The organism is Nocardia sp. NBC_01377, from assembly GCF_045040005.1.
GTDB lineage: Bacteria > Actinomycetota > Actinomycetes > Mycobacteriales > Mycobacteriaceae > Nocardia > Nocardia noduli.
Window position 1 is genome coordinate 5168450 of record NZ_CP109566.1, and the last position, 25284, is coordinate 5193733.

General features: G+C 67.0%; 25 protein-coding genes and 2 tRNA genes. 7 read left to right on the plus strand and 20 right to left on the minus strand.

The window, feature by feature from the left end:
• The first annotated feature begins 7 nt into the window (after positions 1 to 7).
• Complete coding sequence (locus tag OG225_RS23715; protein ID WP_405177319.1) at positions 8 to 445, plus strand: DUF1801 domain-containing protein; 438 nt, start codon at positions 8 to 10, stop codon at positions 443 to 445.
• On the opposite strand, the gene OG225_RS23720 is transcribed toward OG225_RS23715, so the two are convergent.
• The 5 genes from OG225_RS23720 to OG225_RS23740 are packed head-to-tail and all read right to left on the minus strand — an operon-like array spanning position 427 to position 6320.
• Positions 427 to 1854, minus strand: coding sequence for an MATE family efflux transporter (locus tag OG225_RS23720; protein ID WP_405177320.1), 1428 nt, complete (start codon positions 1852 to 1854; stop codon positions 427 to 429). The genes OG225_RS23715 and OG225_RS23720 overlap by 19 nt on opposite strands.
• Entirely contained in the window at positions 1851 to 2981 is a 1131-nt protein-coding gene (locus OG225_RS23725) for a PLP-dependent cysteine synthase family protein (protein ID WP_405177321.1), read from the minus strand. Before OG225_RS23725 ends, OG225_RS23720 begins: the two co-directional genes overlap by 4 nt.
• Positions 2982 to 2983: 2 nt before the next feature.
• Positions 2984 to 4345: a Y4yA family PLP-dependent enzyme gene (locus OG225_RS23730; RefSeq protein ID WP_405177322.1), complete on the minus strand. Its 1362-nt coding sequence runs from the start codon at positions 4343 to 4345 to the stop codon at positions 2984 to 2986.
• On the minus strand, positions 4336 to 5313 hold the full coding sequence (locus OG225_RS23735) for an ornithine cyclodeaminase family protein (protein WP_405177323.1): 978 nt from the start codon (positions 5311 to 5313) through the stop codon (positions 4336 to 4338). Before OG225_RS23735 ends, OG225_RS23730 begins: the two co-directional genes overlap by 10 nt.
• On the minus strand, positions 5310 to 6320 hold the full coding sequence (locus tag OG225_RS23740; protein WP_405177324.1) for a TauD/TfdA family dioxygenase: 1011 nt from the start codon (positions 6318 to 6320) through the stop codon (positions 5310 to 5312). Before OG225_RS23740 ends, OG225_RS23735 begins: the two co-directional genes overlap by 4 nt.
• A gap of 496 nt (positions 6321 to 6816) precedes the next feature.
• Between OG225_RS23740 and OG225_RS23745 the strand changes: the two genes are divergently transcribed.
• Entirely contained in the window at positions 6817 to 7578 is a 762-nt protein-coding gene (locus OG225_RS23745) for a hypothetical protein (protein ID WP_405177325.1), read from the plus strand.
• A gap of 12 nt (positions 7579 to 7590) precedes the next feature.
• Here the strand turns inward: OG225_RS23745 and recX are convergent, their stop codons facing one another.
• From recX to pgsA, 12 genes are all read right to left on the minus strand, one after another.
• A complete protein-coding gene (recX, locus tag OG225_RS23750; RefSeq protein WP_405183351.1) occupies positions 7591 to 8121 on the minus strand; it encodes a recombination regulator RecX in 531 nt (176 codons plus the stop codon).
• Between the two features lie 376 nt (positions 8122 to 8497).
• Positions 8498 to 9541: a recombinase RecA gene (gene recA, locus OG225_RS23755; protein WP_216907282.1), complete on the minus strand. Its 1044-nt coding sequence runs from the start codon at positions 9539 to 9541 to the stop codon at positions 8498 to 8500.
• Positions 9542 to 9702: 161 nt separating this feature from the next.
• Positions 9703 to 10971 carry a phosphotransferase gene (locus OG225_RS23760; RefSeq protein WP_405177326.1) on the minus strand — a complete coding sequence of 423 codons (1269 nt, stop codon included), beginning with the start codon at positions 10969 to 10971 and terminating at the stop codon, positions 9703 to 9705.
• Between the two features lie 60 nt (positions 10972 to 11031).
• On the minus strand, positions 11032 to 11223 hold the full coding sequence (locus OG225_RS23765; protein WP_109527568.1) for a DUF3046 domain-containing protein: 192 nt from the start codon (positions 11221 to 11223) through the stop codon (positions 11032 to 11034).
• Positions 11224 to 11388: 165 nt separating this feature from the next.
• Positions 11389 to 12552 (minus strand): glycosyltransferase, encoded by a 1164-nt coding sequence (locus OG225_RS23770; RefSeq protein WP_405177327.1) that lies wholly within the window; start codon positions 12550 to 12552, stop codon positions 11389 to 11391.
• A 78-nt stretch (positions 12553 to 12630) separates the two neighbouring features.
• The gene (locus OG225_RS23775) at positions 12631 to 13341 is read right to left on the minus strand and encodes a PIG-L deacetylase family protein (protein ID WP_405177328.1); all 711 of its coding nucleotides are present in this window, start codon (positions 13339 to 13341) and stop codon (positions 12631 to 12633) included.
• A 204-nt stretch (positions 13342 to 13545) separates the two neighbouring features.
• A complete protein-coding gene (locus OG225_RS23780; RefSeq protein ID WP_405177329.1) occupies positions 13546 to 13719 on the minus strand; it encodes a hypothetical protein in 174 nt (57 codons plus the stop codon).
• Between the two features lie 936 nt (positions 13720 to 14655).
• Positions 14656 to 15528 carry a hypothetical protein gene (locus OG225_RS23785; RefSeq protein ID WP_405177330.1) on the minus strand — a complete coding sequence of 291 codons (873 nt, stop codon included), beginning with the start codon at positions 15526 to 15528 and terminating at the stop codon, positions 14656 to 14658.
• Between the two features lie 166 nt (positions 15529 to 15694).
• Positions 15695 to 16522, minus strand: coding sequence for a PspA/IM30 family protein (locus OG225_RS23790; protein WP_405177331.1), 828 nt, complete (start codon positions 16520 to 16522; stop codon positions 15695 to 15697).
• Positions 16523 to 16706: 184 nt separating this feature from the next.
• Entirely contained in the window at positions 16707 to 17222 is a 516-nt protein-coding gene (locus OG225_RS23795; RefSeq protein ID WP_405177332.1) for a helix-turn-helix domain-containing protein, read from the minus strand.
• 150 nt (positions 17223 to 17372) lie between these two features.
• Entirely contained in the window at positions 17373 to 17861 is a 489-nt protein-coding gene (locus OG225_RS23800) for a CinA family protein (protein WP_405177333.1), read from the minus strand.
• A complete protein-coding gene (gene pgsA / locus OG225_RS23805; protein ID WP_405177334.1) occupies positions 17858 to 18514 on the minus strand; it encodes a CDP-diacylglycerol--glycerol-3-phosphate 3-phosphatidyltransferase in 657 nt (218 codons plus the stop codon). Before pgsA ends, OG225_RS23800 begins: the two co-directional genes overlap by 4 nt.
• Before the next feature lie 203 nt (positions 18515 to 18717).
• On the opposite strand from pgsA, the gene OG225_RS23810 reads away from it, so the two are divergent.
• Together OG225_RS23810 and OG225_RS23815 are read left to right on the plus strand one after the other, a co-directional pair.
• Positions 18718 to 19284 carry an amino-acid N-acetyltransferase gene (locus OG225_RS23810; protein WP_405177335.1) on the plus strand — a complete coding sequence of 189 codons (567 nt, stop codon included), beginning with the start codon at positions 18718 to 18720 and terminating at the stop codon, positions 19282 to 19284.
• Positions 19285 to 19302: 18 nt separating this feature from the next.
• Entirely contained in the window at positions 19303 to 19587 is a 285-nt protein-coding gene (locus tag OG225_RS23815) for a YciI family protein (protein WP_405177336.1), read from the plus strand.
• A 61-nt stretch (positions 19588 to 19648) separates the two neighbouring features.
• On the opposite strand, the gene OG225_RS23820 is transcribed toward OG225_RS23815, so the two are convergent.
• Positions 19649 to 20641 carry a TerC family protein gene (locus OG225_RS23820; protein ID WP_405177337.1) on the minus strand — a complete coding sequence of 331 codons (993 nt, stop codon included), beginning with the start codon at positions 20639 to 20641 and terminating at the stop codon, positions 19649 to 19651.
• Between the two features lie 478 nt (positions 20642 to 21119).
• On the opposite strand from OG225_RS23820, the gene OG225_RS23825 reads away from it, so the two are divergent.
• Both OG225_RS23825 and OG225_RS23830 read left to right on the plus strand, forming a co-directional pair.
• A tRNA-OTHER gene (locus OG225_RS23825) sits at positions 21120 to 21193 on the plus strand.
• A 66-nt stretch (positions 21194 to 21259) separates the two neighbouring features.
• Positions 21260 to 21333 (plus strand) — tRNA-Gln (locus OG225_RS23830).
• An 86-nt stretch (positions 21334 to 21419) separates the two neighbouring features.
• Here OG225_RS23830 and OG225_RS23835 read toward each other — a convergent pair.
• Positions 21420 to 24041: a DNA translocase FtsK gene (locus tag OG225_RS23835; RefSeq protein WP_405177338.1), complete on the minus strand. Its 2622-nt coding sequence runs from the start codon at positions 24039 to 24041 to the stop codon at positions 21420 to 21422.
• A gap of 90 nt (positions 24042 to 24131) precedes the next feature.
• Positions 24132 to 24755, minus strand: a complete 624-nt coding sequence (locus OG225_RS23840; protein WP_405177339.1) for a TIGR03085 family metal-binding protein — start codon at positions 24753 to 24755, stop codon at positions 24132 to 24134.
• A gap of 152 nt (positions 24756 to 24907) precedes the next feature.
• Between OG225_RS23840 and OG225_RS23845 the strand changes: the two genes are divergently transcribed.
• Complete coding sequence (locus OG225_RS23845) at positions 24908 to 25276, plus strand: DUF4189 domain-containing protein (protein ID WP_405177340.1); 369 nt, start codon at positions 24908 to 24910, stop codon at positions 25274 to 25276.
• Positions 25277 to 25284: the final 8 nt, after the last annotated feature.

The following is a 25284-nucleotide window of genomic DNA, read 5'->3' on the forward strand; positions in this document are numbered from 1 at the left end:
TCGACCGATGAGCATCGACGCGGCCGCCTTGGAGGAATTCCTGGCGGCGGCCGGGCCGAAGGCCGAGGAATTGCGCGAGCTCGACGCGATCATCCGGGCGAGCGCGCCCGCCTTCGAGCCGGTGCTGATCGGATCCATGGGCGCGAGCATGCTCGGTTACGGCCTGATCCCCTATCAGAGCAAGAGTATGAAGAAGCCCTCCGACTGGCCGGTGGTATCGCTGGCGGCTCGGAAGAACTATGTATCGCTGTATATTTCGGCGCTCCAGGACGGGCGCTACATCGCCGAGGTGTACGCGGACCGGTTGGGGAAGGTCTCGTGCGGCAAATCGTGTATCCGGTTCAAGCGTCTGTCGGATCTGGATCTGGATACGGTCCGCGAAATCCTCGGCGATCTGGAGCGACGTTTTCTGGCGGGCGAGAAACTCTACGGCGAGCCCGGCTGAGCGGTGACGGTTCCCCGTCGCTCCGGTTCCGGCCGTAACGCGCGCAGGTCGTGGTCGAACCGCCGCAGCAGCAGCACCGCGGTAACCGCGAGGCCCGCGCACAGGCCGAGCCATACCCCCGGCCCGCGGAGCCCGAATCCGTAGGCGAAGACCAGCAGGACCGGCAGCCCCACGGCCCAGTAGCCGATGAGCGTGATGCGGAACCCGCTCTTGGTGTTACCGAGACCGCGCAACAGTCCGACGCCGATGTTCTGCGCGCAGTCCATGAACTGCTGGACGACCGCGACCAGCAGCAGCGCCCGCGCCAGCGGCATCACCTCGGCGGCCTCGTCGCTGTCCAGGAACGGTCGCAGGACCAGTTCCGGCGCCACCAGGTACACCGCGCCTACCACGCCCATGACGATCCCGCCGAGGGTGAGGGCGGTGCGCGAGATGCGCTTGGCCTCGTCGAGATCTCCCTTGCTGACCACCCGGCTGACCAGGATCGATGAACCGTGGGACAGTCCGATGGTGACCTGGAAGACGATATAGGTCAGTTGGATGACGACATTGTGGGCGGCCAGCGCGGCCGCACCGAAACTGCCCATGATGAGGACCGCGACGGAGAAGATCCCGGCCTCGGAGCCGTAGGTGAGACTGATCGGGATCCCGAGGCGCAGAATTTCGCGGACCGTGCCCATATCGGCATGCCAGGCCTGGATCGACAGCAGGGGCGCGAGATGTTGGTCGCGGCGGACGATGAGGAAGAACGCGCCGAAGGTCAGCAGATTGACGAACGACGTGGCCGCACCGATGCCGGTGAGCCCGAGGACCGGCAGGCCGAGCCAACCGTAGATGAACGCGCCGTTGAGGGCGGCGTTGATACCGATCGAGGCGATGGTGACCCACAGCAGCGAACCCGGTCTCCGCATGCCGACGGCGAATTGGCGCAGCACGTTGAGCCACAGCATGGGCACGAGACCGAACGCGAGCGCGATCATCATCGGGCGGGCCAGTTCGAGGATGACCTGGTCCTGGCCGAACCATACGAGGGCGTAGCTCAACGCGGTGAGAACACCGCCCGCGAGCAGACCGACGACGGTGGCGACCAGGAAGGCCGCGCGCACGATCTGGCGGATCTCGGTATGGGCGCGCTGGTCGAGGTGATCGGTACCCGCGCGCGCCTCCGAACGCCCCACCGCGGCGGCGACGAGATTGCCGACGGCGGTGACGACGCCAACGCACATGGTGCGGATCTGGTTGTAGAGGGTCAGTGCGAGCCCGCCCGCGGCGATGGCCTGGACCCCGAGCAGACCCATCATCGCCAGGTCGGTGGTGGTCAGGGCGACCTGGGCGAGTTGGATACCGGCAATGGGCGCGGCGAGGGCGATCAGCGGCCGACTCTCACGCACACCGAGGGCGATGGTCATGCCTGCGTCGGCCTACCCGGTTGCCGCGGATCCGAGGCCGACGAGACCTCGCGGGCGTATTCATCCAGCAATTGTCGAACCTCTCCCTCTGCGGCCGGACTCAGCAAATCCTTGTCACGCATCCACTCGTCGTTGAAGATCGTATCGAGATACTTCTCGCCTCCGTCGCACGCGATCGTGACCACCGTGCTACCGGAAGGTATTTCGCGGAGCAGTCGCATCGCAATATAGACCGCGCCACCGACCGAACCGCCGAGCATGAGTCCGTTGCGCCGCGCCACCACACGTGCCGTAGCAAACGCGTGGACATCGGATACCTTAACCCCCTCGTCGAGGAGTTCGTAGTCGATCGTGCTGCCGATCTCCCCACCGGGCGGCGTGCCCGTTCCCGATTGCCAGTACGGTCCGCCGGGACCGCCGAAGACGATGGAACCCACGGGTTCGACACCGATCACCGTCACCGACGACCCGAGACGACGTAGTTCGCGCGCGGTACCGAACAGCGAACCGCCCGTCCCCACCGAGCTGACCAGATAGTCGACGTCGGAGTTCAGATCGGTGCGCAGTTCGTGGGCGAGCGCGTGGTACCCCCGCGCGTTGCTCGGGTTGTTGTGCTGGTCGAAGAAGTAGGCGCCGTCCTCGGCCTCGGCGAGTTCGGCGGCGTGTTCTTCGCGCGCGGTCGCGCTCGGACCGTCGTCGCTGGTATCGGCCACGTACACCAGGCGGGTGCCCATGGCCGCCATCGCGCGCAATTTGTCCTTGGCGGCGTGGTTGTCCACCACGGCGGTGAAACGGTAGCCGCGCTCGGCCGCCATCACCGCGAGCCCCAGGCCGGTATTTCCCGAGGTGGATTCGATGATGTGTCCGCCGGGTGGTAACCGGCCGTCGCGTTCGGCGTCGAGCACCATCTGCCTGGCCATGCGGATCTTCGCCGAACCCGTCGGGTTGAACTGCTCGAGTTTGAGCAACAGGCGCGAGCCCGACCCCGTCCGGCACAGTTCGATCAGCGGCGTGCGCCCGACCAGGTCGGAGACGCTGCCGACGATGTTCTCCGACCGCGTGCCGACGGCCCGATCACCGCGATCGGTGCTGTCGTCGGTCGTACGCGCCACGTCGTCAACGGTCATGATCACATTCCTCCGCGCCGCGCGGATTCCCATCGCCAGCCGATGCGGTCCGACGTGGTCGTCACGACGATCTTCGGCGGCAATTCCAGCTGATGGAATTCCGATTCGTTCGAATCCATCTGGTATCCGGCGGTATTCGGATAGATCAGCAGATCGCCCCGGTGCGGAACGCGATCGAACCGAATCTTGCGCCAGGACAACATATCGGTTTCCAGACAACTGGATCCGCCGACACAGGCACTGGTCGGCACACCTGTACCGCGCTGCGGCCACAGGAACGGGTCCGGCAGGTATTCGCTGGCGAACCATTGTTCGGACAGGCTCAGACTCAGCCCCGACGCGGTGATGAAACCGTATTCCTCGCGTTGTTTGTATCCGAGAACGGGAAATACCGTGAAACCGCAGCCGTCGAGCATCGCGCGGCCGGGCTCGATCAGTAATCGCGTCTCGGTCTGCACGAACTTGGCCGCGAGATCGGCGTGCTGCGATGCCACCGAACTGGCCAGAATCGCCGAAAGCATCTCGCCGCCCGCGGGATCGGCGTGATACGGATAGAACCCGCTGAACTTCTTCCCGGTATGGAACCAATCGTCGCGGTAGTCGCGCAGGAATTCCTGCCACGCGGTCTCGTCGACGTAATCCACCGCGAATCCGCCGCCGATCGAGACCGACGTGGCCGCCAGGCCCCGCGCCCGTGCCGCCAGGCACCGGTCGATCACGTCCGACGCCTGCCAGGCGCGCGGCGCGACGGCGTAGCCGGTGAGATGGAAGGAGAATCCCTCCATCGTGATTCGGGCGCGATGTTCCACGCACCGATCCAGCGCGAGCGCCAGCTCGGCGTCGTCGAATCCGAAGCGGCTGTGGGGATTCGAGGCCGGGAGCACGCGCAGCAGAATGCGGACGGGGTCGGCCGCGTCGGCGATCGCGACGAGCCGCTCCAGTTCGTCGAGCGCATCGACCGCGATCAGACCGCGATGGCGGGCCGCCAGCCACAGCAGATCATCGGTCTTCGCGGGCCCGGTCACCACCAGATCCTCGCCGCGAACCCCATTCGCCAAGGCGTGCACCAATTCCGGCGCGCTCGCGACATCCACCCCGGCGTTGGCACCCGCGCAGGCACGCGGCCAGCACGCGGCCTTGTTGGCCTTCTTGCCGAAGTAGACCTTGCCGTCCACGCCCGCGGTGACCATGGCGTCGACGAATCCCGCCAGGTTCGCGGTGAACTGGTCGGGATGCAGCACATGAAAAGGGCCGCCGCCCACCGCTTCGGCGATATCGCCGAGTGCGGTGGGGTCGGCGTAGACGCGCCGCACCCACTCCGGCTCACGCGCCGGTAGCGGGTGGGCGGCCTGTGTCACTTCCACAGTCGTAGCTCCTGTCCACGGCCCGCTTCGATGGCGCGGGTGGCCAATGCGTGTCCCACGGCGATATCGGTGACGACGAGACCGCTGTTGTAGGCGAATACCCGATCCTCGGGTGTTTTACGGCCGAACCCGGTGCCCGCAAGTATGTACGGCAGTTCGGCGTCCACCGGTCGCAGTGATCCGTCCGAATCCGCCAGATACTTTCCGGTGACGGCCAACTGGCTCGCGCTGGTGGCGATGGCGTAGTCGGAGTCGAGCAGGGCCGAATCGGCGACGCCGTATCCCACGTCGACCAGCACCGCGCCGGGTTTGAGCGAATTCGTCCGAATCTTGACCTCGGTGGCCGGACCCGAGGCGGCCAGCACGATATCGGCCTCGCCGGCCGCGCCGTACGGATCGGTGACGATCTCGATCGTGCGGTCCGGGTGATGCCCGGCGAATACCTCCAGTACCGCGGCGATCCCGGCCTCGTGGGTTCCGTACAGCATCAGGTGGTCCAGATCGGGCAATACCGACAGCAGATACGGCAGCGCCTGGCGTCCCTGGGTGCCGGTTCCGATCAGCAGCGCCGACCGCGCGGTCGGCGCGGCGCTCGCCTCGGCGAGCAGCGCGGTGGCCGCCGGTGTGCGCAACGCGCCGATCCTGGCGCAGTCCATCAGCGCGATGGGAGCGCCGGTCTCGTCGTCGTAGAGCGTGATGGTCGTGTAGTAGTTCTTCTCACCACGCCCCTTCTCCTGTTTGTACGAGGTCTTGAAGGCGACGACCTTCCTCGAACCGTCGTAGCCGAGCATCGAATACGAGATCGAATCCCGATCCGGAACCGGTAGCGCGATCTTGGCCGGATTGCGCGAGTGCCCTTGTGCGAGGGTCACATAAACATCGCGCACGGAGGCGATCACTTCGGCGGGGGTTATGGCGATATCTACCAGATCATTACGCGAGAGCACGCGCAGCGGCATGTCAGTCATTTCGACTCCAAACAGAGATATTCGACCTGCTGACCGTATCCGTTCTCGTCGAGTTCCGTGACCGGACGGGGCCTATCCGGCATGGCGATATTCACCCGCTTCAGCCACCGATCGGTGCCGTCGAAACGCGCCGTGAACGGAACTCGTCCGTGCACAACCACGTCGTTGTCGACGATGGCGACATCACCGGGTTCGAGCACGACACGCCTGCCGACACGCTCGAGTTCCTGGCTCAATCGCCGGTATGCCGCTTGATATTCCGGGTCGGCCTCGGTCCACGGCGTGAAGTCCGGGTCGTAGCGCAGACACAGCCCGTCCGACCGTTCCCACAGTGTCGGAATCGGTCCGGCGGGGCCCCACCGTTCCATATCCCCGTAGGTGAGATCGGGCATGATCGGAATGGTCGGGCGCAGGAGTGTCGCGCGATCGGCGGTTGAGAGTTCGACATCGCGCACCGAGGAGATGGTCGTCGCCACCGCGTCCACATTGCGAATACAGCTGAGCAGGAATACATGCGAGCGATGCGGATGGAAGGCGTCCTCGGTGTGCGGACTCAGCAGCAGCGAACTGCTCGCCCCGGTCTGCACGTTCTCGTAGCCGCGCGCGGGCATGACATTGTTCACCAGCCGCCCTTCCTGCTGACCGCGCCAGCCGAAGGGACGGCCGATCATACTGCCGAGCAACAGCATCTGTAGGTCCGTCGGCAAGCTCGCGGCCTCGTCGACGGCCGACCAGATGGGCGGGGTGCGGCCCAGCGAGCGCTCGTCGACGAACAGGCCGCGGACCACGCAGATGCCGCTGTCGGTCGCCGGTGGGCGGATCTTCTCGCGCAACTCGCCGTCCATATTCGCGGCGAACGCCGAGATCGCTTGCCTACAGCGAGGATTGGACAGCGATCCGTATGCCGCGGCCAGCGTCGTCCCGAGCTCGTGCAGAAGGGTCCGCGATCTCGGGCCGAGCGTCCGGATCTCGAGCGGACGCACAGTGCTGTCCACCGCAGACGACATCCTGAAATCTCCCTTCGCGAGGCGCGCCGCAGGCCGCGGTCCGTGTGGTCTTTCGGCTGTGCGCGGAAAACCGGTGGCGGGTCGTGACATAGGACTCCACCTGCACATCGAGAACGGTCACGAGACTATCCGAGGGCCGGATGGTTAGGCAAGGCATCCCTAACTGGAGTTCGATCTCTCATGATCATCCGAATCGCCTCTCTCCCAACGATGTTCATCCATGATATGGACGCGTGCGTAGCACGCGCGGTCGTTCACAGGATGCGCGAGAGCCGGACAGCGATCGATAGGGGCGCCGCGCCGCGATCCCGATCAGTAAAGCAAGCGGCGCCGCCCCCTCCATCGGCCCCCTCACAATTCCCTCGGGCCGCGCGTACGGGATTCGCGCGGCCCGAGAGTTCGATACAGCCACAACCCATTTCGAGCGCCCCGGCAGCGGGGGCGGATACTGCCGTACCGTGCGGAATCGTCGTCGCACTGCTCTATGGTGTCGGGCATGACGGACATGGCGAAGGCCGCGCAGGAAGCGCCGGATCTCGACGCGTTGCGGGCGGCGGCGACAGCGCTGCGCGCGGAGGATCTCGACCCCCGATGGCTGGCGAATCTGGTGGGGGCCGAGACCGGTTCCTGGCCGGAATTCGCCGCACTGGTGCACAGGACCGTGCCCCCGGACGATCGATGGATCGTCATGGAATTGTGCAGGCGCACACTGACCGCGCCCGGTTCCCGGCTCGAACTCGACAAGGACACCCGCGTCGGGAAGCCGTTCTTCCACCACGGGGATCTGGTCGTCGCGGGCGACCTGCGGGTGGTGGCCCCGTTCCTCGTCACCGGATCGGTGACGGTGCGGAACGTGTTCACGGATTCGGGCCCGGACTCGTCGGTGATGATCGGAGACGGCCTGCGGGCCCGCGCCGTCTACACCGACGGCGAGATGTATGTGAGCGACACGATCTCGGCCGAGATCGTCTACTGCTACTACAACGACCACACCCTCGAGGCGAAGGCGATCGAGGCCGGGCTGGTCATCGAGGACGACCACTGCGTCATCGCCACCGTGCGGGCCGAGCACCATTTCGACATGGACACCTTCCGGCAGGGGTATGGAGAAGGCGTGCAGGACAGACTGCGCGAACTCCTGGCGCCCGAGGTCTTCGTCCACGAGCCCGACAACGAGCCGCGCATGGACCACCGGTTGCTGTTCGAGCGTCTGCATCAGGGACTGGAAGTACTCCGTCAAGCATCGGCCCACCCCTGAGCCCGCTGTCGATCAGTCGAACTCGTCGGCCGATTCGATCCCGGCGAGTTCGGCTTTCACGACGGTGAAGGCGGTGGCGCTGCTGTACCCGCGGCGGGCCAGCATGCCGACCAGGCGGCGCACCGTCTTGTCGGCGTCGAGATCCCGGGGCATGGTGCGGAGTTTGCGCCGGACCAACTCGGTGGCACGGGCCGTCTCGTCGTCGGAGGAGATCGCCTCGAGGGCAGGTTCGGCATCGGACCGCGCGACGCCCTTGCGGCGCAGTTCCTGGGCGAGGGCCTGCCTGCCCTTACCTGAGAACGTGTGGCGGGACTGCACCCATTGTTCGGCGAAGGCCGCGTCGTCGATCAGCCCCACCTCGGCGAGACGTGCCAGTGCCAGATCGGCGATCTCTTCGGTGTAGCCCTTCTCCGCCAGACGCCGTGCGAGTTCGGCGCGGCTGCGAGCACGGACAGCGAGCAGGCGAAGACACGCGTCCTTCGCCTGCTCGACCGTCCCGCCCTGCGGGGTGCGCTCGGCACCGCGCTCGGATCCGGCCGCCACCGGATCCCCCCGTCGGCCGCCGGTTCCTCCCTCGGCGGCCGTCCGGGAGTCCTCTGTCGTGAATCGCGCTCGGCGACCCCGTGAGCGACCCGCGCGAGCGGTGGCCCCGGTCGAGCGTCCCCGCTGCGGATCGGGTTCGCTCGACCGGGCGCCCGCGAAGTCCTGATCGCCCGAACCACCTTCGGCCGACCGGACTGGTCGTTGTTCCCACCCGCCCGTACGGGAAGGGATCGTCTCCTCGGCGACACCGAGTTCGGCCAGACGCCTGCGCATCTCCGAGATGGGATCGGTCGCCGCCGGGCGTGAGCCAGGTCCGTTCGACCGCCCCGCACCCGGACCGGTCTCCGAGGACGCTGTGCTCATGGTCGGCCCCGGATCAGAATTCCGCGGGGACCTCGGCGCCGGCCTCCGCCGTCACCACGGCGCCGATACCCAGCTTCTCCTTGATCTTCTTCTCGACCTCGTCGCGGATATCGATGTTCTCGAGCAGGAATTTGCGGGCGTTCTCCTTGCCTTGGCCCAGCTGGTCGCCCTCGTAGGTGTACCAGGAGCCGGACTTGCGGATGAAGCCGTGCTCGACGCCCATATCGATGAGCGAGCCCTCCTTGGAGATGCCGTGGCCGTAGAGGATGTCGAATTCGGCCTGCTTGAACGGCGGCGACACCTTGTTCTTCACGACCTTGACGCGGGTACGGTTGCCGACCGCGTCGGTGCCGTCCTTGAGGGTTTCGATACGGCGCACGTCCAGGCGCACCGAGGCGTAGAACTTCAGCGCCTTACCACCGGTCGTGGTCTCCGGCGAGCCGAACATGACGCCGATCTTCTCGCGCAACTGGTTGATGAAGATGGCGGTGGTGCCGGAATTGTTGATGGCGCTGGTCATCTTGCGCAGGGCCTGGCTCATCAGGCGGGCCTGCAGGCCGACGTGACTGTCGCCCATCTCGCCCTCGATCTCGGCGCGCGGCACCAGGGCGGCGACGGAGTCGATGACGATGATGTCGATGGCGCCGGAACGGATCAGCATGTCCGCGATCTCGAGGGCCTGCTCACCGGTATCGGGCTGGGAGACGAGCAGCGCGTCGGTATCGACACCGAGTTTGCGCGCGTAGTCGGGATCGAGCGCGTGCTCGGCGTCGATGAAGGCGGCGACACCGCCCGCGGTCTGGGCATTGGCGACGGCGTGCAGGGCGACGGTGGTCTTACCCGAGGATTCCGGACCGTAGATCTCGACGATGCGGCCACGGGGCAGGCCGCCGATGCCGAGGGCGACGTCGAGGGCGATGGAACCGGTCGGGATCACCGAGATCGGCTGGTGGGCTTCCTCGCCCAGCCGCATGACCGCGCCCTTGCCGAAACTCTTCTCGACCTGGGCCAGCGCCAGTTCGAGCGCCTTGTCGCGGTCGTACGCCTGTGGTGCCATGTCCTGATCCCCTTTTCGCCGGGTGAAGTCTCGTTCTTTGGTTGGCGCCCACATTAGAGGGCGGCACCGACAAGTTCCGGCGCCCAGCTTAAACGAACAGATGTTCGAGTCAAGTGACGCGGCCGAGATCATGTCGCGGCGTCACGGCGGGGCAGGAGGGATCAGAACAATTCGTCCACCAGGCGGTAGTAGTCCGATCGCCGCCGGTCAGGGTCGGCGAGTCCGTAGGCGGCGAAGAACGCGTCCACCGCCGCGGCGCCGAAATCCTCGCGCAGGTCGCGTTCGGCCAATGCCAGGTCGCGGTACCGGTCCGCGACGCCGAGACGGTCCACATCGATCAGGATTCCGCCCTCCAGCACATTGGCCGGGGTGAAATCACCGTGCGTGACAACGAGATCCGACTCGTCGGGGCGTTCGGCGACCAGTCGGCGCAGCAGATCCTCCGGCGTGCTCCCCGCGTGGTCGTCATCGAAATCGCCGGAATCGACCAGTCCCTCGAGCACATTGCGGCGCGCGGACGCGAGCGTCGCGTCCAGCCCGCCGTCGAACGGGCACCCCTCCGTCGGGAGGGCGTGCAGGTCACGCAACAGCGTGCCGAGGGTCGCGCCGACCGATTCGGCCCGCCGCGACACGGCTCCTCCCTCTTCGGACAGCTCCGCCATGTCATCGACTCGACGCGCCGAGCCCGCCGCCAGGCTCGGCACTCCCGCGTCGGCGAGAACGAGAACGTCCGATTCGAACGCGGCGATATCCGGTACCCGAATTCCACTGTCGCGCAACCAGTTCAGACGGGCGTACTCCGCGACGGCGCGTGGACCGCGCTTCATCCAGAAGGTGCCGTTCACGCGCACCACCCCGCCGCTCATTCCCTCGTGGTCGTCGGAGAACTCCGGGTTCGCACCGAACAGTGCCGCGATCATCGGCGGCAGCGGTATCCGCGCGTTCTCGACGGTTTCCCACGCGATCCTGGCCGATTCGATCGATTCCGGATCGCCCTCGGCGACCCGCAGGCCCAGCGCCTCTCGCAGCAGCGCCCGCGCGGCCTCGGTGTCGCCCTGTTCGGCCAGGGCCTTGCCCAGATGCTGCACCGCGGTCGAGAGCACCTCGGGCGCGCGATCCCGCGCCGCGTCCACCGCGCGGCAGTACAGCGCGATCGCGGTGACGGCGTCGCCCCGGTACCGATAGACATCGGCGAGGTTGATCCACACCGTGATGGCGCGGGTCTCGGTGTCGACGGTCTCCAGCGCCCGATCGAGATGGTCGAGCGCCTCCTCGTACCGACCGAGCAGCATCAACTCGATACCGGTGCGCCGGTAGTCCGCGAAATCACCGGGCACGGCGGCCGCCACCCGCGCCGCCAGCGCCTGGGGATCGGCGGGGATCATCCGCTGTCGTTCATCGAAGGCGTACGCGCGCGGGTCCGCCGTCATCGCGTTCGCCCGGGGATTCTCGTCATCGCTCGTCGGCTCCTGCCTCCGCGCTCCGTCTCGTCACCACCGCACCCGCGGCACATCGAATTCGGCGCACAGCGCCCGCCAGACCTCACGCGGGTCGACACCGGCCTCGATCGCGTCCGCCCCGGTACGCCCGAGAGACAGAATCGAATGGTCGTTGAGCAGGGCGTCGCCGCGCGCCACCCCGAACTCGGTATGCAACAGTTCCTGGAATTCGGTCAACCGCACCGTTTTCAAGATACTCGCGTCCGCCTTCGGCCTCCGACCCGCACCGCGTCGCTGGACCACCGTGGCACTCGAACTCGGCGGCCGCGGGGTATCCGCCGCCGACAGAGATCCGGTTCGTCCTCCGGCGGTCGCGACAGGAACTACCGGCCACGCGCGGGAACCCGGTCAGCGGTGGTCGGCCGTGGTGACGACGCCGTGGCAGAGGGCGATCGGGTCGGAGACCTCGCCCGCGCTCTGTGCCGCTCGCTGGGCCGCCGCCGTGTATCGCGGGTCGTCGAGTATCGCGAGCACGGCCGCCCGCACCGCGTCGGCGGTCAACGGCCTGATCAGGATCGAACTGCCCTGGCGGACCGCCCTGTTGGCCAATTCCCACTGGTCCCCGCCACCGGGGACGGTGATGATCGGAACCCCGGCGATCAGGGATTTCGTGAGGAGTCCGTGGCCGCCGCCACCGATGGTGAGGGCGGCGTGGATCAACAGTTCGTCCTGACGACCCAGGCCCGCGGTGGCCCACGAGGGCAGATCGGCCGGTGGCGTGTCGAGCATGGAGATCGCGAGACGGACGCCGGTGCCGTCGAGGGCCTCCAGCACCGTCTCGACCATTCCCGCGACGCCGGTGTGCGCGGTGGACGGGGCGACCATGACGACCGGACCGTCACCGGGCGGCAGCGCGAGGATCTCCTCGGTGGGCTCCCAGAACAGCGGGCCGATCAGGTGGGCGTTGTCGGGCCAGTCCGGACGTGGCAGCTCGATGGCGGAAATGGTGGCGATGAGCCGTGCGGCGGGACCGGGGTCGGTAGCGGGCAGACCCACCGTCCGCCTGGCCTCCTCGCGCTGGCGTTGCCCGTTGCGGATCGCGCGGGCGGTCATGGTGCGCAGCACACCGTCGCGCATCCGTCCGCGCATTCCCTCGCCGACGGCGAGCCCGCTGCCGATGGGCGGCAGCGCCTTCGACGGCAGATAGAGCGGATGCGGGGACAGTTCCACCCACGGCACCCCGAGCCGTTCGGCGGCGAGGCCACCGCCCGCGGTCAGCACGTCCGACACCACCAACTCGGGCAGCATCGCGCTCAGATCGGGCAAGATCTCGGTCGAGATATGCGCGGCGCGTTCGTGGATGCGCTGCCCGGCATCGGCGTCGTCATCGGTCGCGCGCGGAGCCAGACCTTTGAGTCTGCGTACCGCGATCCCCGCGTTCTTGGCGGTGTCGAACCATCGCGGTCCGGTGAACAGCACCGGATCGTCCCCGGCAGCCAGGAACCGCTCGCACAGCGCCAACGCCGGAAACGCATGCCCGGGGTCAGGCCCGGCGACTACGGCAACACGCATTCGCCCAGCCTGCCACACCGGTCCCGGCGGTGACGGCACCCGCCCTCCGGGCATCGGAGCGCGAACTCGGAGGGCAACTCAGCCGCCGAAGTGGTACAGCTCGAAACCGACCGCACGCGCCGCGGGGAATCCCTCCTTCGGGCTCGTCGCCATCTCGATGATCGCGCCCACCTGGGATTCGACGGGTTCCTCGCTCAGGATCTCCAGGTACCTGCGATGCGCGGCCAGCGAGGCCGCCGCCAGGTCGATCGTCGAGGTGACGTCGACCGCGTGGGTGGCGTTCGGGCCGACCACCGCGGCGTACCGGGCCGACCACGGCGTCGGATCGGACAACTCCGGGAATATCCATTCGTTGCCCGCGTCGGAGATCGCGTCCAGTCCGGCCCGGCCGACGGCGCGGTGATCGGCGCTGTTGACGTATCCGGGAGCCCAGATGTCACCGAAGTGGAACAGCACCACCATCTCCGGGCGATGGCGACGGATCGCGGCGGCGAGATCACGGCGCAGAGCCAACGTCTCCTGTACGCGTCCGTCGGGGTAGCCGAGGAATTCGACCTCGCGCACGCCGACCACCTCGGCCGCGGCGATCTCCTCGGCCTCGCGCAGGGGACCCGCCTCGGCGGGCGGCACTCCGGCCATTCCGGCCTCACCGCTCGTCACGAGTACGTAGCGAATATCTTTTCCCATGCCCGTCCAGCGGGCGACCGCGGCCGCGGCTCCGTATTCGATATCGTCGGGATGCGCGACGATCACGAGCCCGCGCTGCCAGTCCTCGGGTACTTGGTCCACGGTTCCCCATTCAAGCAGTGACGAATGGACTTCCGGCGTAATCAACGGACCGGACCGACGCGGCGAGACCGCCACTCGCGGCGGCCTTCTCCGCCCAGCGAACTCGCCGGAGCCGATCCGACGGCGGGCAGCAACCTGGACGGAGCCGTTAGCCGGTGGCCCGCACCCGGCCGGAAAGCGCCTATCCCGCAGTGTATTCGCGCACTACAGCTTCGAGACGCTCGAGTTGTCCGACCCCGAGATCGCCTTGTACAGCAGGTACAGGCCGAACACCACGACGCTGATCACCAGGATCGGGAACAGTCCCTTGATCAGCGCACCGACGAGGGTGAGCACGATCCAGACGACCGCGACGACACCGATTATCTTCCACAGCATTTCAGCCTCCTGAAGTCTCCGACGATCCGCCGTTCGGTGGTCCGTCACCTCCATGCTGGCAGCGTCGGGTACGTAAATCACCAGCTCACCACCGATATCCGGGTGCAAATCAGGGTTCACCCCTACTCGCAGGTTCCCCGCCCGAGCGAGCGTCAAAGGGGCTTTACGGCCCCGAATCGGGGTTACCGAACGGTAGCGGGGCGTTCACCAGGGCGGGCGCAGCTACCATCCGGTCGGTTCCAAGATCGAAGCGAGCGAATTCCCGGAAACCGTTGCTACAAAACTCGGCGACTGTCAGAATGTTCCCCAACGGCCGAGATCCACGGCCGCAGGGTGTGAATCAATCGCTTTATCGACTACTTCAGGAACCCCTTTTGACATATCCGCATCACACCGGAACGGAGTGTGCCGGGCGGTACCACGAATCGCGGTCGAGTAATACCTCGATCGACGCGTGGGTACGAATTCGCGCCGCGGCAACACTTCCGTTGATATACGCCCACCTATTACCCTGCGCCGGTAGAGATACCGGCGGCCCCGTCTCCACCGGTTCACCGAAATATCTGTCACGGTTCCCGCAGCGCCGCGCCAGTCGACCGGTCGAACCGCCGCGAACGCGCCCCCGGCGGTGCATATGTACCGCCGGGGGCGGAAGTACGCTCGCGGCACAATTCCGATACACCATTCGATAGTTCCGACCGACTCCTCGCCCAGAGAGGGACCTACCTCTTCGCGAGCGATCGATGACCTCGGATATCCGGCGCCATTCGTCCACGAATTCTGGCAGCCGTAATTCCGGTCAGCCCTGACGCCATACGAACGATGGCCTGCACTTTTCCGAGAACAATTCGGATTTCTCCCGCACGGCATTCCGCGAAATAGTTTCGTGAGCCCCCGCGAAGAATTCGGCTCGTATGCCCGTAGTACGCCGGACGACTATCCCGAGTACCCTCGCGGCGGTTCGGCGGTCGCGATGACAGGCCGATCGGCGACCTCGGCCAATGCCTGCGCCCAGCCGTCCAGGCGATCGGCCGCGTGCCGCAGATCCGCGACGATGCCGTCGAATCTGTAGGCGACAACGGTGCTCTCGGGTACCGCGAGAATCGCACCCGCGGCCGTGACGACCTGCTCGTATTCGACGATGCCCGATTCCAGCCGCGTCAGCGCGAAGCGGACGTTCGCCGTCAACGCCTCGGCCGCCTGCGGATTGTTCCGGCCGACCACGCCGAGGGCGCTCTCCATCTGGGCGATATCGACGCCGAGCGCGTGCAGGGCGGCCGCGCCGGAATTCGCGGTCTCGACCATGTCGACGAGTTCTTCACGGGGCAGTCGATTCGACGCGCCCAGATGCGCGATCAAACCGTGCAGCGCGCGCTCCGCGCCGACCAAGCGGGCGATCGGGGCCCGCGCCGCGGAACGCGGGGGCGGCTGTTTGCGCGGCACGAACACCGGATGCGGCAGCGGTGTCCCCCGCAAGCGCAGATAGCGCCGAGCGCTCAGCGCGGTGCCGGTGACCAGCGCGACGGCGCCGCCGCTCAAGAACACCACCGCCCAGGCGGGCGCCGAAATGACCACGAGGCCAACGGCTCCCGCGGTGGTCAGACCGGATACGGTGCCCAGCTGGAAACTGCGGCGGCGGGCCCGGCGGCGCTTGCGCAATTCGCGTTCCCGCGGATCGGCCCAGCGGCGCACCGCGACCAGCGCGTGTTCACCCATACCACGCAACGTGTCCGGTAATCCGGACGACGACACGGAGTTGACGCCCGGGTACGCCACCACGGGCATGTGCTGTGATTTTCTGCGACTCATCCCTGCACCTCGCTGACACCCGGTTCCATCATGACCGATTTTCCGGTGCCGCGGTGGGGAGACCCCATCGGATCGGGCGGGCGATCCGACGAGGGCGTCGACGGTCCGGGCTGCCGACTCGTGTCAGGTCGCATGCCGAACCGTCCTCTACCGCCGTACCTGCCGCCTACTGCTGAGCGGTCTGGCCCTTGTTCATCTGCGGCTGCGCCGGGTTCGCCTGCGGCTGCGCGGGATTGATGGCGGATTGGCCGTCGCCGGCGGGCAGCGAATCACCGCGCATGGAGGCGCGGATCTGCTCCAGTTTGCTATGGCCCGCCATCTGGACGCTGGCCTGCTGGACTTCCATCATGCGGCCCTGCACCGAATTCTGGGCCAGCTCGGCCGAGCCGAGCGCGTTCGCGTACCTGCGCTCGATCTTCTCGCGGACCGCGTCCAGGCTCGGGGTGGTGCCAGGAGCCGAGAGCGTGGAATCCATCTGCTGCAACGAGGCCGAGACCTGCTCCTGCATCTTGGCCTGCTCGAGCTGGCTCAGCAGTTTGGTGCGCTCGGCGACCTTCTGCTGCAACAGCATCGCGTTCTGCTCGACCGCCTTCTTGGCCTGAGCGGCGGCTTGCAGCGACTGGTCGTGCAGCACCTTCAGGTCCTCGACCGACTGTTCGGCGGTGACCAGCTGCGCGGCGAACGCCTCGGCCGCGTTGGTGTACTGGATCGCCTTCTCGGTATCTCCCGCCGTGGACGCCTGATCGGCGAGCAGGACCGCCTGGCGCGTGTTGGCGTTGAGTTTCTCGACCTCGTCGAGCTGCCGGTTCAGCTTCATCTCCAGCTGACGCTGGTTGCCGATGACCGACGCGGCCTGCTGCGAAAGGGCCTGATGCTGGCGCTGAGCTTCCTCGATAGCCTGCTGAATCTGCACCTTCGGATCCGCGTGCTCCTCGATCTTCGAGTCGAAGAGGGCCATCAGGTACTTCCAGGCCTTGACGAACGGATTAGCCATCGATTGATCCCGCCTCCATCTGATGCACCGCTTCTAGCGGCTCCGGTGCGCGACCGTCACGCACCAGTTGTGCCTATCCTCCACCATGTGGCCCGTCGAGCGGACGAACCGACCCGACGGACGCCTACTGGAGAATCTATCCGTTTTTCGCATCGGACCGCAGCGTTGGCACGTCGATCGGGCGTCAGTTGCTCTTCACCAGGACCAGCATGTCCGACTTCGGCGCCGGGATAACGATCCTGGTCTTCTCCGCGATACGCGACGGCCCCGAGGAACGCCCCGGCTCCACCGGCGCGGATTCGGCGGGGAGACCCGAATCGACCGACATGCTCGCGCTCGCGGGGGCGAGCGCGGGTTCAGGCTCGGCGGCGGGAGCCGGTTCGACGGCGGGTCCCTGCGCGGCCCCCGCGCCGACCGACTGCTCGGCGTCCACCGGCACCGCGGCGGCCTCGTCGGCGGGCAGACCGTCGGCTCCGGCCATGATCGTGCTCACATCCCAGAGCACGCGCGACAGCGGCACGTCCAGGGCCGAGCAGATCGCGGCGAGCAGTTCGCTCGACGCCTCCTTGCGGCCGCGCTCGACCTCGGACAGGTAGCCGAGGCTGACCCGCGCCGAGGTGGACACCTCGCGCAGGGTTCGATGCTGGGCGAGACGCGCACGCCGCAGACTGTCCCCGATTGCCTCTCGCAGCAGCGTCATCTCGTTCTCCTTTACCTCGGGCGATCACCGCTTCGGGCGATCACCACTGGGGCAGTCACCGGGCCAACGCGCGGCGCGCACCGTTCTTTCTGGCACAACGTCGGACGAGGGTCGGTTGGTTCCCGTCACGATGAACTCGGCGACGACGAGTCAACCCCGGACGCACCGGAGCAGTTCCCGTACCGCGATCTGTGTCGCGGTGAGTCTGATCGTCCACCTGTCACCGGACAGGCGCAACCGAATCACCTCGGCATTCCGCGGACCGGACAGCCCGAGGAAGACGGTGCCGACCGGATGACCGTCCTGTGAATCCGGTCCGGCGACGCCGGTCAGACCGATCCCCCAGTCCGATTCGCACGCGGTACGCGCCCCGGCCGCCAACTGTCGCGCCGTGCCCGCCGACACCGGACCCTCGGCCGCCAACTGATCCGCGTCGACGCCGCCGAGGCTGTGTTTGAGATCGGTGGCGTAGACCACGAGCCCGCCCCGCAGCACCGCACTCGCGCCGGGAACCCCGGCGATGGTCGCCGCCACCAGGCCCGCGGTCAACGATTCGGCGGTGGCGACGGTCTCGTCGGCGTCGATGAGCGCGCGCACCAGTTCGGCGGCGGGCGCCGCGGCGGTGAGCGGATCGGTCATCGCCCGCGCGAGTGCGACGCGCCCGCGAACCACACGCGCGCGGCCTGCCCGATGTAGTCCAGGCCCGTCACGACGGTCAGGACCAGCGCCGCGTACATCAGGACGGTTCCCGCGGTGGCGGCGGCGCCCGACAGCGGCAGCAGCACCATCGCGATCGCGAGCGATTGCACCAGTGTCTTCAATTTGCCCCCGCGCCCGGCCGGGATGACACCGCGGCGAACCACGGCCAATCGCAGCAGGGTGATACCGATCTCGCGCCCGCAGATCACCAGGGTGATCCACCAGGGGACGTCACCGAGCGCCGAGAGCCCGATCAGCGCCGACCCGATCAGCGCCTTGTCGGCGATGGGGTCGGCGAGTTTGCCGAAATCGGTGACCAGACCGTATTTGCGCGCGAGTTGCCCGTCGAAACGATCGGTGATGGCGGCGATACCGAACAGCGCCGCCGCGGTGATCCGCCAGCCGGTCTCGTGGCCGTCGCCGGCGAACAGGGCCAGTACGAACAGCGGAACGATCGCGATCCGCGCCATCGTGAGGATGTTCGCGATATTCATCAGCGGGACCGCCGCCGGTTCGGCCTGCCCCGGCGCGAGTGCCGGACGCACCGGGACCGCGTACCGCTGACGGTCGATTTCTTCCGGCTGCACGCTCATGCCCTCGCCTCGCCGAAGCTCGGCTCCGGCACGGCGACGCACACGGGCGCCCCCGCTCTCGCGCCGACAAGCCCCCCTTCGACCACGTGTCCCGCGCCGTTTCGCGCCCGGTCGTCATGCCCGGCGCGATGCGGTGAGCGGAACGACAGGATGTGCGGCACACGATCAGACTATCGGTAACCGGGCCGACTACTGTGCACCCCATGACCTCTCGGGGACCACAGGGTGGTTCGACCAGCGACGCATATCCGGGCGCGACACCCGCCGCGCAGCCTGTCATCCCGGTAGTGCGACGCGCGCGAACCTCCGACATCCCCGATATCAAGCGCCTCGTCGACGTCTACGCGGGCCGGATCCTGTTGGAGAAGAGCCTGGTCACACTGTACGAGGCGGTGCAGGAGTTCTGGATCGCCGAACTGGCGGGCCGGATCGTCGGCTGTGGCGCGCTGCACGTGCTGTGGGCCGATCTCGGTGAGGTCCGCACGGTCGCGGTGCACCCCGATGTGAAGGGCCACGGTGTGGGCAGACTCATCGTGGAACGCCTGATCACCGTGGCCAGGGAATTGGAGCTGAGCAGGCTGTTCGTGCTGACCTTCGAGGTGGATTTCTTCAGCAGGCACGGCTTCGCCGAAATCGACGGCACCCCGGTCACCGCCGAGGTCTACGCCGAGATGTGCCGGTCCTACGACACCGGCGTCGCGGAATTCCTCGACCTCAGTTATGTGAAGCCGAACACCCTCGGCAATACTCGAATGCTGCTGAACCTCTGAGACAGGAAGCGATCACCCGTGCCGATCTTCGCCGTTCACTACACATATTCCGAGGCCACCCTCGCGAACCGGGACATCCATCGCGGCGACCATCGTGGCTGGCTGTTCGGCCTGGTGGACGCGGGCACGTTGCTCAGCAGCGGCCCGTACCCGGACGGCTCGGGCGCGCTGCTGATCTTCCGGGCCGAGGACGAGGCCGCGCTGAAGGATCTGCTGACCCAGGATCCGTTCGCCCGTGCGGGCCTCGTCGACGCGGTGCGCACGGTCGAGTGGCTCCCGGTGATGGGCGCGTTCGCCTCCTGATCCGACAGACGAACACAGCCCCTCGATCGCGACGATCGAGGGGCTGTTCGTTTCCCGGAGGTCAGGCCTGCGGGGGTGCGCTCACACCACCGCGCGTTTTGATCAGGCTCGCGACGGTGGCGACGACGAGGATGCCGAGGATCACCCCGAGCGAGACCGGGGTCGAGATCTCCGGTACCGAGATGTGTTCACCGCCGTTGATGAACGGCAGCGTGTTCTCGTGCAGCGCGTGCAGCACCAGTTTGGCGCCGATGAACGCGAGGATCGCGGAGAGGCCGTAGGACAGGTACACCAACCGGTCGAGCAATCCGCCGATCAGGAAGTACAGCTGACGCAGACCCATCAGCGCGAAGGCGTTCGCCGTGAACACCAGATACGGCTGTTCGGTCAGGCCGTAGATCGCCGGAATGGAATCGAGCGCGAACAGCAGATCCGCGAATCCGATCGCGAGCAGCGCCAGCAGCAGCGGTGTGACCGCCCGCTTGCCGTCGATACGGGTGACGAGTTTGTCGCCGTCGTATTCGTCGGTGGTGGGCAGAATCCTCTTCGCCAACGCGACGATTCTGCTGTCGCGTTTCTCTTCGACCTCGACCTCGTGACCGCTGTCCTTGAGCAATTTGACCGCGGTGAAGATGAGGAAGGCCCCGAACAGATAGAAGACCCAGCTGAAGGCGTTGATGGCGGCCGCGCCGACGGCGATGAAGGCGCCGCGCATGACCAGCGCGAGCACGATGCCGATCAGCAGCACTTTCTGCTGGTAGATCCTCGGCACCGCGAAGGTGGTCATGATGATGAGGAAGACGAACAGGTTGTCCACCGAGAGTGCTTTCTCGGTGACGAAACCCGCGTAGTACTCCCCCGCGTAGGTGCTGCCCCATTTCCAGGCGACGAATCCGCCGAACAGCAGCGCGATGCCGATATAGACGGCCGACCAGAATCCCGATTCCCTGAAGGTCGGGTCGTGCGGGGTGCGCACATGGGCGAAGAAATCGAAGACGAACAGGCCGAGGATCACCACGATAGTGATCACCCAGATCAGTGCGGTTACCTGCATGCGGTGGTCCGATCGAAGTTCATGACTGCCATCATGCCCGATTTGTCCGTTCCGGCAACGTTGCGGTCGAGTTGCTGACCATGATTTCACACGCGGCGGATCGTCGCCGCCGCGGTGTCCCGGCGCCGGCCTCGGCAGAAACGTCGCGACACCACGTGAAAATGGGTTTCGCGTACCGATTTCGGGTGTTAGCGTCGAACCCGACGAAATCGACCGCCGCACAGGCGGAAACCGAAGGGACCAGGCACATGATCGGGCAAACCGTGCGAGAGCGACAGTCGTCGCCGCGTGGTGTCCGGCGCAGCCGTGCCGCGCTATCGGCCATGTGCTTCGCACGCTCCGGGAGCGGCCTCTGAGGTCTCGATATCGAGCAGACCTGAGACAGGGGTCACTTCGCGGCAAGCGCCGGGAGTGACCCCTTTTCTGTGTACGGGGCGCCCTGGCACGCGGATGTGGCTCGTCGAGCACACACAGACAATCCCTCGTGGCCCAACTGGCAGAGGCACCGGCCCTAGGAACCGGTAGATGCGAGTTCGAATCTCGCCGAGGGAACGATCCCGCGCCGAACGCGGGGCGAGCGCCCGTAGCTCGATGGAGAGAGCGCCCCGGGCGCACCACTGGAGTGTGGTGTAAGGGCAGCACGGCTGATTTTGGTTCAGTCGGTTCAGGTTCGAATCCTGGCACTCCAGCCACGCGTCACCGATGACGCGCACGGCTCACGCAGGTTCGCCGCCGGGCTCTCATAAGGCCCGGTCGCGTGGTTCGACTCCACGACGAGCTACTCCTCCTCGCCGTCGGCGTCCGGTGCGTCGCCGCCGCGAATACTCCACAGCAGACCGTCGAGCTCGTCGGGTTTGATGAGCACATCGCGAGCCTTCGACCCCTCGCTCGGCCCGACGACCCCCCTGGTCTCCATCAGATCCATCAGACGGCCCGCCTTGGCGAATCCGACGCGTAGTTTCCGTTGCAGCATCGACGTCGACCCGAATTGCGAGGTGACGACCAGTTCCACGGCCTGGAGGAAGACATCGAGATCGTCGCCGATATCGGGATCGACGTCTTTCTTCTCACCCGCCTTCGCCGCGGTCACGCCCTCCTGATATTCGGGTTCGGCCTGGTTCTTGCTGAATTCGACGACGCCGTGGATCTCCTCGTCGCTGATGAACGCGCCCTGGAGGCGGGTCGGTTTACCCGCGCCCATCGGCAGGAACAGCGCGTCGCCCATGCCGATCAGCTTCTCCGCGCCCGGTTGATCCAGGATGACGCGGGAGTCGGTCAGCGACGAGGTGGCGAAGGCCAGGCGCGACGGGACGTTGGTCTTGATCAGGCCGGTCACCACGTCGACCGACGGGCGCTGGGTGGCGAGGACCAGGTGGATACCCGCGGCGCGGGCCTTCTGGGTGATGCGGACGATGGCTTCCTCGACGTCGCGCGGGGCCGTCATCATGAGGTCGGCGAGTTCGTCGACGATGGCGAGGATGTACGGGTAGGGGCGGTACACCCGTTCGCTGCCCAGCGGCGCGGTGATCGCCCCCGACTTCACCTTCTTGTTGAAGTCATCGATATGGCGAACCTTGTTGGCCTGCATGTCCTGATAGCGCTGTTCCATCTCCTCGACCAGCCAGGTCAACGCGGCCGCGGCTTTCTTCGGCTGGGTGATGATCGGCGTGATCAGGTGCGGAATCCCCTCGTAGGGGGTCAGTTCCACCATCTTGGGATCGATCAGGATCATCCTGACCTCTTCCGGGGTGGCCCGCTGCAACAGCGATACCAACATCGAGTTCACGAAGCTGGACTTACCGGAACCGGTGGAGCCCGCGACGAGCAGATGCGGCATCTTGGCGAGATTGGCCGAGACGAATTCGCCTTCGATGTTCTTGCCGAGCCCGATCACCAACGGATGGTGATCGTTGCGGGTGGACGGCGCCTTGAGGACGTCGGCCAGGCGCACCAGCTCGCGATCGGAATTCGGGACCTCGATGCCGACGGCGGATTTGCCGGGGATCGGCGCGAGCAGCCGGACGTTCTCGGTGGCGACGGCGTAGGCGATATTGCGGGCCAGCGCGGTGATCTTCTCGACCTTCACGCCCGGACCGAGTTCCACCTCGTACCTGGTGACGGTCGGGCCGCGCACGAATCCGGTGACCGCCGCGTCGATCTTGAACTGCACCAACACCTCGGTGATCGCCTCGATCATCGATTCGTTGGCGGCACTGCGCTTCTTCGGCGGATCGCCGTCGGTGAGCAGCGAAACCGGCGGCAGCGTGTAATCGCCCTCGGTGACCCGATCGGCGACGAATTCGGGTTCTTTCGGCGGGGGCGGGGTCTGGTCGGCGACCTTCGGCGCGGCCCGCTTCCTCGGCGTCGGCTTCGGTGGCGTGGCATCGATCTCGGCGCCGAATTCGGCCGCGGTGGCGATGGTCTTGGCGTCGCGCAACGGCGGTTCGCCGAGCGCCTCGGTGACCGCGTTCGGATCACCGAACTCGTCGGCCGGATAGTTCTCGGTGGGGGTCCGGCCGCGCTTGCGTGTACGGCCGCGGCCGACCGGGAATCCTTCGGCGTCGTAGTTCGCCGGATCGAATTCGAGTTGTTCACCCTGGTATTCGCCGTATTCGTCGCCACCGCTCGCGGTGCCGAAATACTCGCGCAACCGCTGCGGCACCTCGCGGACGGTGGTGCCGGTGAGAAGCAGCACGCCGAAGACGACGGCCAGCAACAGAATCGGCACGGCCAGCCACGCGGTGAGTCCACCCGCCAGCGGGCCGCCGACCACGAAACCGACGAAACCGGCGGCGCGCGAACGACCGTGCGCGTCACCGGGGGCGTCCGCCGCGAGATGCCAGATGCCCAGCAGCGGCAGACCGACGAGCAACCCGCCAAGTACCAGGCGCGGCCTGATCTCCGGGCGCGGCTCGGTACGCATCAGGATCACGGCGATACCGCAGGCGACGAACGGCAGTGCGGCCGAGGCGGACCCGGAGACGGCACGGATGCCCTCGTCGACCCAGTGTCCGACCGGACCGCCCGCCGACAGCCAGACCGCGGCCGCGATGACGGCGCTGAGCGCGATCAACGCGAGCGCGATCCCGTCGCGCCGGTGACCGTGTTCGATCTCCCCGGCCTTGCTCAACGTTCGCGTCGCCGCGCCGACCCCGCGCGCGATCATGGTCCAGCCGCTGCCGATGGCACGGCTGACCACGGCCAGCGGGGCGGTGTTCGACGCGCGATCGGACGCGCGGGTCGCCGCCCTCGGGGCGGGGCGTCGCGCCGGGGTGGCACGACCGTTCGGTGCGGTCCCGCGGCGCGGTGCGGCCGTGCGTGGCCGAGCCGCGCCCGCCCTCCCCCGGGCCGCTCCCGCCCGCGCACTGGACGACGTGGTGCTGCGGGGCTTACCTGCCATGGACTCAGGCTAGCCGCAAACGCACCGCTGCGACCATCCGCAACACAGGTATCACGCGCCTCGAGCCCCGGAAGAGGGCCCTATCGGCGGCTAGATGGACCGATCGAGCTCGAGTACCGCGCGTACCGCGTCGGGCTCACCGCGCGTCTCGATGCGCACCTGATCACGACCGAAGGCGTGCAGCACCAGTTCCGACGGCGCGCCGACCAGCGTCACGACGGGCCCCTGGACCTTCTTCACCTGCGCCTGCCGACCGTCCTGGGTCTCCAGGACCACCGCGACCGGCGATTTGCGGTAGGCCGCGCGGCCCATCCGCCGGACCATGTTCCACAGGGTGGTCTCGTCGTCCGCGTCGAGTCGACGCGGCTCCCAGCCGGGCGCGGCCCGACGCACGTCCTCGTGGTGGACGAACATCTCACCGAGATTGGCCACGGCGTCGATCGGCTTCAGCGGCGACCACAGCGGCGGGCCGGTGCGAACGAGTTCCAGCAGGTCGTCGAACGGTTTCGCGGCGGCCTTGTTCTGCACGGATTCGAGATGTCCGGCGAACGGTTTCAGCATGATGCCGAGCGAGGCGTCCGGGCGGCGCTCGCGAACGATCAAGTGCGCGGCCAGGTCTCGCACCGTCCACGTGCCGCACAGGGTCGGCGCGTCGGGGCCGACCGCGGACATCGTCTCGACCAGATCCCGACGTTCTCGCTGTGCCATATTCACCTGCCGAACATATCGGATGGCCCACGGTAAAGGCAGCCCCGAACACGCTCACGGTGAGAATTCACTCGGTTGTCAGGCCGGACGCGGGAACTGTACGTTGTCACGTGGTCCATCGGGGAATGGACATTCGATGAGAAGGGGCATTCGATTCCGTGAAGAATTTTCTCACGACGGCTGTCGCGGTAGCGGCGGCCGGCGTGGCGCTGGCGACCGCCGCGCCCGCCGCGCAAGCCCAGGCCGGGTTCTACGGCGCGATCGCCGTCGGCAGCAACGGCCGATACAGCATCAGCAACAATTACGGCAGCTACAACGCCGCCGAGATCAACGCGGTGAACTCCTGCGGTCCCGGCTGCTCGGTGAGCATCTCCTGGCGTAACGGGTGCGGGGTACTCGCCAGGTCCAGGACGCACTGGAGCAGTGCGTCGAGCAGCAATTACCCGGCGGCACGCGATACCGCTCTCTCGCGCGTCTACGGCGGCTACGTCGTGAACTGGCGCTGCACACAGGGCTACTCGAGCTGACACCGCCG

What these genes read in the sequence shown, in the direction of transcription:
- OG225_RS23715 (WP_405177319.1), top strand. Translation starts at nt 8, where the DNA reads ATGAGCATCGACGCGGCCGCCTTGGAGGAATTCCTGGCGGCGGCCGGG.
- OG225_RS23720 (WP_405177320.1), bottom strand. Translation starts at nt 1,854, where the DNA reads ATGACCATCGCCCTCGGTGTGCGTGAGAGTCGGCCGCTGATCGCCCTC.
- OG225_RS23725 (WP_405177321.1), bottom strand. Translation starts at nt 2,981, where the DNA reads ATGACCGTTGACGACGTGGCGCGTACGACCGACGACAGCACCGATCGC.
- OG225_RS23735 (WP_405177323.1), bottom strand. Translation starts at nt 5,313, where the DNA reads ATGACTGACATGCCGCTGCGCGTGCTCTCGCGTAATGATCTGGTAGAT.
- OG225_RS23740 (WP_405177324.1), bottom strand. Translation starts at nt 6,320, where the DNA reads ATGTCGTCTGCGGTGGACAGCACTGTGCGTCCGCTCGAGATCCGGACG.
- OG225_RS23745 (WP_405177325.1), top strand. Translation starts at nt 6,817, where the DNA reads ATGACGGACATGGCGAAGGCCGCGCAGGAAGCGCCGGATCTCGACGCG.
- recA (WP_216907282.1), bottom strand. Translation starts at nt 9,541, where the DNA reads ATGGCACCACAGGCGTACGACCGCGACAAGGCGCTCGAACTGGCGCTG.
- OG225_RS23760 (WP_405177326.1), bottom strand. Translation starts at nt 10,971, where the DNA reads ATGACGGCGGACCCGCGCGCGTACGCCTTCGATGAACGACAGCGGATG.
- OG225_RS23770 (WP_405177327.1), bottom strand. Translation starts at nt 12,552, where the DNA reads ATGCGTGTTGCCGTAGTCGCCGGGCCTGACCCCGGGCATGCGTTTCCG.
- OG225_RS23780 (WP_405177329.1), bottom strand. Translation starts at nt 13,719, where the DNA reads ATGCTGTGGAAGATAATCGGTGTCGTCGCGGTCGTCTGGATCGTGCTC.
- OG225_RS23785 (WP_405177330.1), bottom strand. Translation starts at nt 15,528, where the DNA reads ATGAGTCGCAGAAAATCACAGCACATGCCCGTGGTGGCGTACCCGGGC.
- OG225_RS23790 (WP_405177331.1), bottom strand. Translation starts at nt 16,522, where the DNA reads ATGGCTAATCCGTTCGTCAAGGCCTGGAAGTACCTGATGGCCCTCTTC.
- OG225_RS23795 (WP_405177332.1), bottom strand. Translation starts at nt 17,222, where the DNA reads ATGACGCTGCTGCGAGAGGCAATCGGGGACAGTCTGCGGCGTGCGCGT.
- OG225_RS23800 (WP_405177333.1), bottom strand. Translation starts at nt 17,861, where the DNA reads ATGACCGATCCGCTCACCGCCGCGGCGCCCGCCGCCGAACTGGTGCGC.
- pgsA (WP_405177334.1), bottom strand. Translation starts at nt 18,514, where the DNA reads ATGAGCGTGCAGCCGGAAGAAATCGACCGTCAGCGGTACGCGGTCCCG.
- OG225_RS23810 (WP_405177335.1), top strand. Translation starts at nt 18,718, where the DNA reads ATGACCTCTCGGGGACCACAGGGTGGTTCGACCAGCGACGCATATCCG.
- OG225_RS23820 (WP_405177337.1), bottom strand. Translation starts at nt 20,641, where the DNA reads ATGCAGGTAACCGCACTGATCTGGGTGATCACTATCGTGGTGATCCTC.
- OG225_RS23835 (WP_405177338.1), bottom strand. Translation starts at nt 24,041, where the DNA reads ATGGCAGGTAAGCCCCGCAGCACCACGTCGTCCAGTGCGCGGGCGGGA.